Source organism: Streptomyces ureilyticus, from assembly GCF_011045025.1.
GTDB classification, from domain to species: Bacteria; Actinomycetota; Actinomycetes; order Streptomycetales; family Streptomycetaceae; genus Streptomyces; species Streptomyces ureilyticus.
Genome location: NZ_JAAKZX010000265.1, coordinates 1 through 11,112, shown reverse-complemented (window position 1 = coordinate 11,112; position 11,112 = coordinate 1). Strand labels below are relative to the sequence as shown.

General features: G+C 69.3%; 12 protein-coding genes and 1 pseudogene. 7 read left to right on the top strand and 6 right to left on the bottom strand.

The genetic code is table 11. The features are described from left to right. Together G6048_RS42790 and G6048_RS42785 are read left to right on the top strand one after the other, a co-directional pair. Window positions 1-461 (top strand): ATP-binding protein (locus G6048_RS42790; RefSeq protein ID WP_328828635.1); only part of this gene is annotated, 461 nt, incomplete at its 5' end. A gap of 106 nt (window positions 462-567) precedes the next feature. Further along, window positions 568-1,179, top strand: a complete 612-nt coding sequence (locus tag G6048_RS42785; protein WP_165345009.1) for a DUF998 domain-containing protein — start codon at window positions 568-570, stop codon at window positions 1,177-1,179. Between the two features lie 10 nt (window positions 1,180-1,189). Here G6048_RS42785 and G6048_RS42780 read toward each other — a convergent pair whose 3' ends face one another. Beyond that, window positions 1,190-2,047: a sugar phosphate isomerase/epimerase family protein gene (locus tag G6048_RS42780; protein WP_165345008.1), complete on the bottom strand. Its 858-nt coding sequence runs from the start codon at window positions 2,045-2,047 to the stop codon at window positions 1,190-1,192. A 118-nt stretch (window positions 2,048-2,165) separates the two neighbouring features. On the opposite strand from G6048_RS42780, the gene G6048_RS42775 reads away from it, so the two are divergent. Further along, window positions 2,166-3,206 carry a LacI family DNA-binding transcriptional regulator gene (locus G6048_RS42775; RefSeq protein WP_328828633.1) on the top strand — a complete coding sequence of 347 codons (1,041 nt, stop codon included), beginning with the start codon at window positions 2,166-2,168 and terminating at the stop codon, window positions 3,204-3,206. Window positions 3,207-3,470: 264 nt separating this feature from the next. On the opposite strand, the pseudogene G6048_RS50515 reads toward G6048_RS42775, so the two are convergent. From G6048_RS50515 to G6048_RS42760, 4 genes and pseudogenes are all read right to left on the bottom strand, one after another. After that, window positions 3,471-3,653: pseudogene (locus G6048_RS50515) on the bottom strand (beta-galactosidase); the annotation flags it as partial. A gap of 190 nt (window positions 3,654-3,843) precedes the next feature. After that, entirely contained in the window at window positions 3,844-4,791 is a 948-nt protein-coding gene (locus G6048_RS42770) for an NADP-dependent oxidoreductase (protein ID WP_165345006.1), read from the bottom strand. A gap of 2 nt (window positions 4,792-4,793) precedes the next feature. Next, window positions 4,794-5,078: a DUF2218 domain-containing protein gene (locus G6048_RS42765; protein ID WP_165345005.1), complete on the bottom strand. Its 285-nt coding sequence runs from the start codon at window positions 5,076-5,078 to the stop codon at window positions 4,794-4,796. A 50-nt stretch (window positions 5,079-5,128) separates the two neighbouring features. Then, a complete protein-coding gene (locus G6048_RS42760) occupies window positions 5,129-5,800 on the bottom strand; it encodes a GTP cyclohydrolase II (protein ID WP_165345004.1) in 672 nt (223 codons plus the stop codon). A gap of 306 nt (window positions 5,801-6,106) precedes the next feature. On the opposite strand from G6048_RS42760, the gene G6048_RS42755 reads away from it, so the two are divergent. Further along, window positions 6,107-7,042, top strand: a complete 936-nt coding sequence (locus G6048_RS42755; protein WP_165345003.1) for an ABC transporter ATP-binding protein — start codon at window positions 6,107-6,109, stop codon at window positions 7,040-7,042. Further along, entirely contained in the window at window positions 7,042-7,878 is an 837-nt protein-coding gene (locus G6048_RS42750; RefSeq protein ID WP_165345002.1) for an ABC transporter permease subunit, read from the top strand. The genes G6048_RS42755 and G6048_RS42750 overlap by 1 nt, the downstream gene beginning before the upstream one ends. A 234-nt stretch (window positions 7,879-8,112) precedes the next feature. Here G6048_RS42750 and G6048_RS50510 read toward each other — a convergent pair whose 3' ends face one another. Further along, window positions 8,113-8,673: a TfoX/Sxy family protein gene (locus G6048_RS50510; protein ID WP_235991019.1), complete on the bottom strand. Its 561-nt coding sequence runs from the start codon at window positions 8,671-8,673 to the stop codon at window positions 8,113-8,115. Between the two features lie 259 nt (window positions 8,674-8,932). Between G6048_RS50510 and G6048_RS42735 the strand changes: the two genes are divergently transcribed. Continuing rightward, the gene (locus G6048_RS42735; RefSeq protein WP_165345001.1) at window positions 8,933-9,670 is read left to right on the top strand and encodes a flavodoxin family protein; all 738 of its coding nucleotides are present in this window, start codon (window positions 8,933-8,935) and stop codon (window positions 9,668-9,670) included. A gap of 156 nt (window positions 9,671-9,826) precedes the next feature. Further along, window positions 9,827-10,468, top strand: a complete 642-nt coding sequence (locus G6048_RS42730) for a DM13 domain-containing protein (protein ID WP_165345000.1) — start codon at window positions 9,827-9,829, stop codon at window positions 10,466-10,468. Window positions 10,469-11,112 lie beyond the last annotated feature (644 nt).

The window sequence follows — 11,112 nt, the reverse complement described above, 5'->3', positions numbered from 1 at the left end:
CGGTCGTTGATCGGGGCGCTGCTGTTCGTGGGGGCCCCCAACTCCTGGCCGGCACCGCCCCGTCCAGGGTCCACTGGCTCGAACTCAAGGCATGCCCGTCCGGCGTCGGTGAAGCCCGTCGCGTGATCGGTGAGCGGCTGCGCACCTGGCGGCTGCCCGAGCAGATGTGCCAGGACGCGCTCCTGATCCTTTCGGAGCTGGTCACGAACGCGATACGTCACACTCCCAGTACGCGGATCCTCTGCTGCGCCGGCCTCACCGCGGACCGGCTGCTCCACCTCGAAGTGCACGACGAGGACCTCATGGCGCGGACCCTGCCCCCACGCGACCCGACCCCGGAGGACGAAGGCGGGCGTGGCCTGTTACTCGTGGAGCACTTCGCGGACGCGTGGGGCGCCGAGCGCTCCGTTCTCACCGGGGGGAACACGGTGTGGGCGGCTTTTTCCTCGGCGTGCGGGTGACGCCGTACCGGATGTGCCGAAAGTGCGTGTCGTGCCGGGAATGAAGGGGCGGGACTGACCAGGGCAGGAATCGAATCTTCGTGGATGGGCGCTTTACGGTGTCCTGATGCGAATTGTTCCTAGGTGGGCCTTGCTCTCGTCGGGGTGTGCGCCCGTCCTGCTGGCCGGAGGCTGGGCGATCGCGGCGGTCCTGGAGGGGCCCGCCTACGACCCCGTCAGCCAGACGATCAGTGTCCTGGCCGCGTACGGGGCCGCCGGATTCTGGGTGATGACCGCGGGGCTGTTCGCCCTGGGCGTCTGCCACCTGCTGACCGCCTGGGGGCTGCGCGCCGCCGCACTCGCCGGACGTGTGGCGCTGGCCGGCGGGGGAGCGGTGACCCTGGCTGTTGCACTGTTCCCGGTACCGAGCAGTGGGGGTTCTCTGCGTCACGGTTTCATCGCCGGGGCCGGATTCGCTCTCCTGGCGGTGTGGCCGGTTCTGGCAGCCGATCGCAGGAGGGGCGCGCCCTGGGGGCTCCGGCCCGCGCCCTCGTTCGCGGCGACCGCCCTGATGACCGTCAGCGCGGCATGGTTCGTACTCGAAATGCACCGCCATGGCGCCGCTGGTGTCGCCGAACGTGTGGTGACCTCCATCCAGTCCCTCTGGCCCTTCGTGGTCGTCGCCTCGTGCGTCCGCCACGATGAGGACAAGCCCGCGATGTGGGGGGTGAATGCCTAGTGAAGTGGCGTCACTTCCAAGTGGCCAGGTATTCGCCGATTTTCTCCCGCATGAATACGGAGGACTCCTTCGCCTTCTCCTCCCAGGCGAACACGCAGGCGGTGAGAGTGCCGTCGAAACCGGCTGCGTCGAGCTCGCGGAAGAGTTCCCCGAAGTCGACCTCACCCTCGCCCATGTTCAGGTGCTGGTGGATGCGGGCCGGGGTGCCGGGCGGGTTGAGGATGTAGCGGTTGCCGGAGGACGCCGTGTGGTCGAAGGCGTCGGCGAGGTGGACATGGGTGAGCAGGTCGCCCGCGTACTCGATGATGCCGGGGGCGTCGTCGCCGATGTGGAAGGTGTGCGGGGCGCAGTACAGGAAGCTGACGTTCGGGTGGTTGATGCCGCGGATGAAGTTGATCGCGTCGTAGCCGTTCTCGATGAAGTCGTCGGGATGCGGCTCCAGAGCGAGGTGGATGCCCTCGCGTTCGAACAGCGGCAGCAGTTCGTCCATCGACTTCCAGAACTGGGCCTCGCTGTGGTCCGGGTCCTCGGGGCGGCCGTTGAACTCGGAGATCATGCTGGTGACGCCGAGGTCCGCGCTGATCTGGATGGCCCGCTTCCAGTACCGTACGGCGGCCTGCCGCGCGTCCTCGTCCGGACCCGACCAGCGGAACAGGGGGAGCATGGAGGAGATGCCGACGCCCGCGCCTTCCAGGGCCTTGCGGAACTTCGCGACCGTGCCGTCGTCGACGCGCGGGTGGCGGAAGAACGGGATGAAGTCCTCCCGCGGCGAGAGTTCGATCCACTCGTAGCCCAACTCGGCTACCACCGCTGGCAGTTCGAGCAGCGGAGTGTTGCGGATCATGTACGGGTCGAGGGCGATCTTCATGATTGCGTTACTCCTTGGTGCGGGCTGAAGTGTTGATTTGAAGCGCTTTAAGTGCTGGTACCATCGGCGGCGTCACAGGCAGATGTCAAGGGTGCTGCGCAGCAACAGGGGAGGTCGTGTGGACGAGGTCGGCTCCGGTGCCCCCGCGGGCGGCAACGGCGCGGCTCCGCGTCCCCGCCTGGAGGACGTCGCCGCGCGCGTCGGCCTGTCGACGGCGTCGGTGTCGCTCGTGCTGCGGGGCGTGCCAGGGCCCAGCGAGCGCACCCGGCAGCGCGTCCTGAAGGCCGCCGCCGAACTCGGCTACCGCCCCGACCGCACCGCCAGCGCCCTGGCCAGCAGGCGCAGCCGGCTGCTCGGCGTCATGGTCGACATCCACAGCCCGTTCCATGCCGAGCTGGTCGAGCACCTGCACACGGCCGCCGAGGAAGTCGGCTACGACCTGGTCCTGAGCACCCTGACCCGTACCCGCGACGAGAACACGGCCGTCGAGACGCTGCTGGCCTTCCGCTGCGAGGCGCTGCTCCTCCTCGGGCCGGTGGCCCCTGCTTCCGTCCTCGCCGAGCTCGATCGCAGGGCGCCCGTCATCTCTGTGGGCCGCCGGATCGCGGGGGCGTCACTGGACGTCGTCCGCTCCGCCGACGACGACGGAGTCGGTCAGACCGTCGACCACCTGGTGGGGCTCGGCCACCGTGCGATCGCGTACGTCGATGGCGGCAAGGGTGTGATCGCCACGGACCGGCGCCGCGGCTATCGCAGTGCCATGCGCCGTCACGGTTTCGACGCACATATCGGGATACTGCGCGGCGACCATACGGAGGAGGCCGGCGAGAGGGCCGGTCGGCGCTTCGTCGACGACGGCGGCGACCTGCCGACTGCCGTCGTGGCCTTCAACGACCAGAGCGCCATCGGGCTGCTCTCCGCGTTCCGGCGGGCTGGGATCGACGTTCCCGGCGCTGTGTCCGTGGCCGGCTATGACGACGACGCGCTGTCACGGTTGGCCGCTTTCGATCTGACCACGGTCAGCCAGAACGCCGAGGAGCAGGCCCGTCAGGCCGTGACGGCCGCTGTCGAGCGCCTGGATCAGGGTCGCACGGTGCCCCGGGAGATCGTCCTTGTTCCGTCGCTGGTTGTGCGGGGGAGTACGGCTGGGCCCCGCTGATCCGGCGGGTTGCCTCCGGCGGTGGGGCGGTTGGGTTCGCTGTCGGCTGACGGTTCGTTGTGGTTGGTGAGCGTGATGGGTGACGGTTCCAGGAGCGCCCCTTCGGGGGCGCGGGGCTGTGAACATCAGCGGCTCCGCCGCGATGGGGGTCCCCCCGCTCGAGCGAAGCCGAGAGTGGGGGAGCGACCAGCCACAGCGGGCCCGCAGTCGCGACACGCACCCCAGCCCCACGAACCCAACCCGCTCAACCGCCGGACGTGCCCAGTCGAACTCCTCGACGTACTCCTCCGGCGGTCCCAGCTCGGGGCGGTTCCGCAACTCCAGGCTTGCGCCGAGGCGTTCCAGCTCGAGGACCGTCACCGTGTTTTCGCCGGTGTGCAGCAGTGGTGCCGGGCAGTAGAGGGTGACCTGGGGGCCGATCTCCCAGTAGCGGCCGAGTAGGAAGCCCGGGGCCGGCCAGTGGGTCACGTACGCGAGCCGCGACGACGGCATCGGGCACGACCGCACCCTGACCGGCTTCGGCAGCGTCACGATCTCCCGGCTCCGGGTGGCGCTGACCGGGCAGATCGCGACGGAGCAGTACACCCCGACGCTGACCGAGATCGCTGTGTACCGCAGCGGCGGGTAGACAGCCCGGTCAGGGGAGGATGACGGTCTTGCCGCGGGAGTGTCCGGTGCGGGCGCGGGCCACCGCGGCGGGAGCGGCGGTCAGGGGAACTTCGGCGTCGATCCTGATGCGGAGCTTCCCGGCGGCGGCGAGGTCGGCGAGGGCCTCGAGTTCTGCCCGGCTGGGGTTGTTGGAGAGGTTGACGCCGCGGACCTCTCGGGCGGCCAGGGCGTCGGGGTCGGCGGCGCCGTTGGTGCTGACGAGGATGCCGCCGGGTTTGAGCAGGTCTACCAGGGAGTCGGTGTCGCCGCCGTGCGGGGTGATCAGGTCGAGGACGGCGTCGATGCCGTCGGGGTGGGCGGCCAGGACCTGTTGGGCGGTGGGTGCGGCGTGGAAGTCGATGGTTTCGTGGGCGCCGAGGTCGCGGAGGTGGCCGGCGATGTCGGGAGTGGCCGTGGCCAGTACCCGGGCCCCCTGGAGGGCGGCGAACTGGACGGCGGACTGGCCCACACCACCGGAGGCGCCGTTGACGAGGATGACGTGCCCGGTGTCGAGCCGGGCCGTCTCGATGGCCTGGTAGGCGGTCATGCTGGCGGTGGGCAGCGCCGCGGCGACGGGGAACGGCAGGCTGTCCGGCGTGCGGGCGATCTTGTCGTCCTCGGGGGCCAGCACGTACTCGGCGTACGAGCCCCGCCCGCGCTGGACGCTCATGAACTGGCCGTAGACGGTGTCGCCGGGCCGGAAGCGGGTCACCCCGGCGCCGATGCCCTCGACCACTCCGGCGCCGTCCGAGCCCATGACGAGTGGGAAGTCGTGCTCGACGGCGTTCCTCAGGGCGCCGTCGGCGACCTTCCAGTCGAAGGGATTGAGTGCGGCGGCGTGCAGGCGGACCAGCACCTCGCCCGGACCCGGCTGCGGTACGGGCAGGTCGGTCAGCCGGGGCTCGGCTCCGAAGCCGGTGATGACGACTGCCTTCATGGCTATGCCTCCCAGGTGATGGTGAGTTCGTTGCGGCGGCCGAAGCGTTCGAGATGGCTGCTCACCACGTCCTGGATGGTGGTGAGCGTGGTCCCGTCCGGTGAGGTGACGCGGATGAGCAGGTGGTCGTCCGCGGGCTGGAGTACGACCTCGGTTTCCTGGAAGGCGAGGCGGTGGCCGCCGTCCGGGGTCTCCTCTACGGGAATCTTGCGGCCGAAGTGGGAGGCGAACTGCTTGGCGTAGCGCCGGGCGGCGTCGGTCGTGACGTGGCCGAGGGAGGAAGGCATGGGTGACTCCTGGGTGAGGGGATCGGATGGGCCCGCAGCCCCTGGTGCGGTCAGCCGACCAGGGCGGTGACGGTGGCCGTGTCGGGCAGCGCGATGGTGTGGCGGGTGTGCTGGGCCTTGGCGTGCAGGTAGCGGACGTTGCTGTCGGTGGCGAAGACACCGGTGCGCCGGATGAAGCGAACGGCGACGCCCAGGTCCCGCAACTGCCCGGCCTTGTCAGGGTTGTTGGTGAGCAGGTCCAGCTCGGCGATGTCGAGGGCGGCGAGCATCTGGGCGGCGGCGGTGTAGTCGCGGCCGTCCTCGGGCAGTCCGAGCGCGGTGTTGGCCTCGTAGGTGTCCAGGCCCGCGTCCTGGAGGGCGTAGGCGTCCAGCTTGTTGTAGAGGCCGATGCCGCGGCCCTCCTGGCGGAGGTAGAGCAGGACGCCACCGGTGGCGGCGATGCGCTCGACGGCTTCGCGCAGCTGCGGGCCGCAGTCGCAGCGCGCCGAGCTGAACACGTCCCCGGTCAGGCACTCGGAGTGCAGCCGCACCAGCGGTGCCGTGGCCGCCGTGGGGTCGCCGAGGACGAGCGCCACATGCTCCTTGCCGTCGGCCAGACCGTGGAAGGTGACGGCCTCGGCGGTGACCTCGTACCCGTCGGGGAAACGCAGCGGGATGGTCACGCGGGTGCGTACCGAAGCACTGCCGAGAACGGTCTGACCTGCTGAGAGGGAGGCGTGCATGGGGGCTCCTCGAGGATCGGACGAACGGATCGGACGAGCGCGGTTCAGATGTGAAGCTAGATGCTTGAATGCTTGAACGATAGCGTGTGCTTCAAATTTTGAACATGCCGGGGCGTGTGGCGCCGATCACGCCGGTTCGAGGGGGACTGTGCGGTGTAGGCCGCGACGTGGCGGGTCACCCTACGGTCGCTGTCCTGGGCGACGACGTACTGCGGTCGTGGTACGCACAGTGCACGCCGTGGACTGACGCCGGAGCCCGCGTTTCTCGAGAACCTTGAAGCCTCAAAAGATGTGAGGTGGATTGTTGTGATCGAGGTGACCGACCTCAGCAAGAGGTACGGCGACAAGCTCGCCGTCGATGAACTGAGCTTTTCTGTGCGCCCCGGAGTGGTGACGGGGTTCCTCGGGCCCAACGGCGCGGGCAAGTCGACCACGATGCGGATGATCATGGGCTTGGACCGGCCGTCGTCCGGCACGACGCGTATCAACGGCCGCCCGTACGAGCAGCACAAGGCGCCGCTGCATGAGATCGGGGCGCTGCTGGAGGCGAAGTCGATCCACCCCGGGCGTTCGGCCTATCAACACCTGCTGGCTCTGGCGGCGAGTAACGGCATCGGCAAGAAGCGGGTGCTGGAAGTGATCGACATGGTCGGGCTGACGGAGGTGACCCGCAAGCGGGCGGGCGGGTTCTCGCTGGGCATGGGCCAGCGGCTGGGCATCGCCTCGGCGCTGCTCGGTGACCCCCAGGTCGTCATGCTGGATGAGCCGGTCAACGGCCTTGATCCTGAAGGCGTGTTGTGGATCCGCAACCTGCTGAAGGATCTCGCGGACCGAGGGCGGACGGTCTTCGTCTCCTCCCATCTGATGAGCGAGATGGCGTTGATCGCCGAGGACCTGATCGTGATCGGACGGGGGCGGTTGCTGTCCGCCGGTCCGCTCGACGACTTCATCGCCGGGTCCGCCGGCCGCAGCGTACGAGTGCGCTCCCCGCAGGCCGCGGACCTGCGTGGCCTGCTGCTGGGCGACGGCGTATCGGTTTCCACCAGCGAGCCCGGCGTGCTGGACGTCATCGGCCTGGAGGCAGCCGAGATCGGTGAACGCGCCGCGGCCGCCGGCCTGGTGCTGCATGAGCTGTTCCGTCAGGAGGCCTCCCTGGAGGAGGCGTTCATGGAGCTGACCCGCGACTCCGTCGAATACCACGCCACCTCCGCCGAGCCCGTCACGACGGGAAGGATGAACTGATGAGCACCACAGACCTCGCCCCGCAGGACACGGACATCACGGCCGCCCGGCCGGCGGACCGTCAGCGGGTCACCTTTCCGCGGGTCGTCCACATGGAATGGATCAAGCTGCGGTCGCTGCGCTCGACGACCTTGACGCTGGCGATCACGGTGGCCCTTCTCATCGGCTTCGGCCTGCTGTTCAGCAGCGTGGTCGGCTCGGGAGAGGGCCCCGATCAGGAGGACTTCAGCGACCCGACCTCGATCACCCTGGGCGGCGTGATGCTCGCCGCGCTGGCCACCGCGGTGCTCGGAGTCCTGATGAGCGCCGGTGAGTACGCCACCGGAACCATCCGCGCCACGCTCGCCGCAGTTCCCTCACGCCTGCCGGTGCTGTGGGCCAAGGTGGTCGTCTTCGCCGCGGTGAGCTTCGTACTCATGCTCATCGCGGCCCTGGGAGCCTTCCTGCTCGGCCAGTCGGTCCTGTCCTCCCGCGACATGGGCACCGCCGCGCTGTCGGATCCGGGGGTGTTCCGCGCGGTCATCGGCGCGGCGGTCTACCTGACGGGTGCCGGCCTGATCGGCCTGGCCGTCGGGGCCCTGCTGCGCAACACCGCCGGAGCGATCACCCTAGTCGTGGGCACACTGTTCGTGGTGCCCGGCCTGATCCAGCTGCTGCCCAGCAGCTGGAGCGACGCCATCGGCCCGTACCTGCCGTCCAACGCGGCGAACGCGTTCATGGCGGTGCAGACGGAGAGCGACGCGCTGTCACCCGGCTCCGGACTGGCGGTGTTCGCCGTGTACCTCGTCGTCCTCCTGGCGGGCGCGGCGGTCCTGCTCAAGCGGCGCGATGCCTGAGACCGATGCCTGGGTCCGGTGCCTGAGCCGGTCGCTGCCGGCACTCCGGCTGCCCGTTCGTACGTCTCTGGTGTACGGGCGGGTGGTCCCGTCCGGCGGTACGTTCGGTGCGTGCGGTACCAGCGGTACCTGCGGCGATGATGTACGTCGTCGTCCCGGCCCATGAACTCCGATGCTTGGGCAAAATCCCGGGCTTGCCCAGGCCGGGCCGCGCCGCCGCTCCCTGACGAGGCGTTACTTGGGCGGCAAGCTCGCGGCGAAGGCGCGTCCCTCGTCGATCCACCTGCCGAGGACATCGTCCTCCGTGAGAGCGGTCCCGTCGACGAGGATCCAGCCGCGCATCGGGCGGCCGGTCATGTCGAAGACCCGTGTGCCGGGCCGGGCCAGGGCCGCGTCGGCGTTGTCGGGGCCGACCCGCACCATGAGATCGTCGCCGCTCACACCCACCGCCATGTTGCCGCGGTGCAGGAAGGCGAGTCCGCCGAACGTCCGCTTCTCCGTGATGTCCGGATCAGCACCCAGCCGGTCCCGGATCCGTTCCGCCAGTCCTTCGTCGTACGCCATGACGGTTCTCCTAACGCCCGACGAGCCGGTGTCGATGCGACGACCGAGGAAATATGCCGTACGGGTGATCTCGGCGCCCACGCCTAAGCCGCCCCCGTCCGCCTCCCGGGTCAGCTCGGCGGTGCGGATGCCCTGGGACCACTCGGCGTCATGGCGCCAGTCCATGGCGTACCCGGCGACCTGTTCGGGCGGGAGCGGGATCACGCGCTCCGCGGACACGTCGATCGTCATCGTGCTGCTGCCTTGTCCTCGACCGGCCCGGGCCCGGGGCCCTGTTGCCGTGCCCAGGATCCTCCCAGCGGGAGGCGGTCGCACGACGAACTGTCGGATGCCATCGGATGCCAGTGGAAAGCACCGTGTGGGAAAGCGCCATGTGCTGGTGCGTCGAAGAGGGACAACGCCCGACTTTCGCGAGACGCTGCCGCCGGGCCGCGGGGCGTGCCGGCTCCCGCCCCTCAACCTGTCCGCTCGCCTCCCAAGGAGCCCCGTCATGGCAGCAACGCCAGCCCCGTCCGCTGAGGACGGTTACCGCTTCGACGACCTGCGCGCGCTCTTCATCAACTGCACGCTCAAGCCGTCACCCCAGCTCAGCCACACACAGGGACTCATTGACCAGAGCCGGTCGATCATGAACTCCCGTGGGGTGACAACGGAGCTCGTCCGCGCGGTCGACCACGACATCGCTCCGGGCGTCTACCCGGACATGACCGAGCACGGCTTCGCCACGGACGCCTGGCCCGCGCTGTACGAGCGGGTGATGGCCGCGGACATCCTCGTACTGGCCGGGCCCATCTGGCTGGGCGACAACAGCTCCGTCACCAAGCAGGTCATCGAGCGCTTGTACAGCTGCTCCAGCCTGCTCAACTCCCAGGGTCAGTACGCCTTTTACGGGCGAGTCGGCGGCTGTCTGATCACCGGCAACGAGGACGGCGTCAAGCACTGCGCCATGAACGTCCTCTACAGCCTGCAGCACCTCGGCTACACCATCCCGCCGCAGGCGGACGCGGGCTGGATCGGCGCTGCGGGGCCCGGCCCGTCGTATCTGGACCCCGGTTCGGGCGGCCCGGAGAACGACTTCACCAACCGCAACACCGCGTTCATGACCTGGAATGTGATGCACATGGCGGCCCTGCTCAAGCGTGCCGACGGTATCCCCGCCCACGGCAACCAGCGCACGGAGTGGGACGCCGGCTGCCGACCCGGGGCGGACAACCCCGAACACCGCTGAGCCGGCCGGGAGCTCAGCGCTCCCACCCATGTGCGAGGGCGCGAGGGTGTAACAGCGCGACGTAAGGATTCCGTCATGGGCCGCGGGGTGCGGGACGGCCGCGCGTTTCTGTTGAGTGGGAGAGGATCAGGCGAACACTCGGGAGGCGAGGCAGGGATGGGGCGCGTGCGAAAGGTATTTACGGGGCCGTTGGTCATCGCGGTGCTGGTAGTGGTGGTCGGCGGAGTCGGCTTCGGTATGTACTGGTTCCAGCCATGGAAGTTGTGGCAGGACGAGACCGTCCAAGAGGCCCTGCCAGGGGGAGCGGCAGAGCCCGCCGCTCCCCCTGCCGCGGCGCCCGAGCCCGCCGACGAGCCCTCGGACGAGCCGTCTGACGAGCCCTCGGACGAGCCGTCTGACGAGCCGTCTGACGAGCCCCCCGCGTCGCCCTCTCCCGCCACCGGTCCGCAGACACTGGCGAGCGGCGAGCTGATCACCCACGAGCACGCGACCTCGGGCACGGTGAAGCTCGTACGGCTGGACGACGGCTCCCATCTCGTCCGGCTGGAGAACCTCAACACCAGCAACGGACCGGACCTGCGCGTCTGGCTGACCGACGCGCCGGTGAAGCAGGGGCAGGCCGGATGGCATGTCTTCGACGACGGAAAGTACGTCAGCCTCGGCAAGCTCAAGGGCAACAAGGGAAGCCAGAACTACGCCCTGCCCCGTGACGTGGATCCGTCGGCCTTCAGCAGCGTGAGCATCTGGTGCGACCGCTTCGACGTCTCGTTCGGCGCGGCCGAGCTCGGCCGCGCCTGAGGGCCGTGCGCTGCGCGGATGACGCGGCCGACCTCGCGCAAGGCGGTGCAGGTGGCGCTCAGCGGCCGAGCGGACACACCGTCACCGGACGCCTGACGGGCAGCCCGCGCGCGCCGTTGATCGCCCGCACCCGCAACCACCGCCCCGTGCTCACCGACAAGATCTCGCCGAACAGACCCTGATCGCAGGTCAGTTGGCAGTGGCGCACGCCTCGGGTCGCACACCCGTCACCGCAGGTCATGAGGCATGCCGTCGTCGCCAAGGCGTGCGCGGGCGGTGGCCGGTTCGTGGTCCCGACTTCAAAGGTTCAGCACAATTTCCACACATCCCTCTCTCCAGACGGGCCGCGATGGTCTAGATTGACCGTGCTTCACATGCTGGTACACGAGGCGACAAATGGTGATCTATAGGTCTGGCGCTACAGGGGGCAGCAGTTGCGTCTCCGGCGCCAGACGTGGGGGTGATCGATCCTTGGAGCCCGAGAGGCCTTTTGGGTGCGGGGAGCACCCGAGGTTTCGACGGTTTCCCAGGCGCCTCGAGAGTCTTCCAGGACATGCGGGTCTGCGCCGCCGGGGCGGGTTGTTCAAGCAGCGGTGAGGTAGCCGGGATGTGATGCGCGCGGGGGGCGGGGGCCTGCCGAGGGG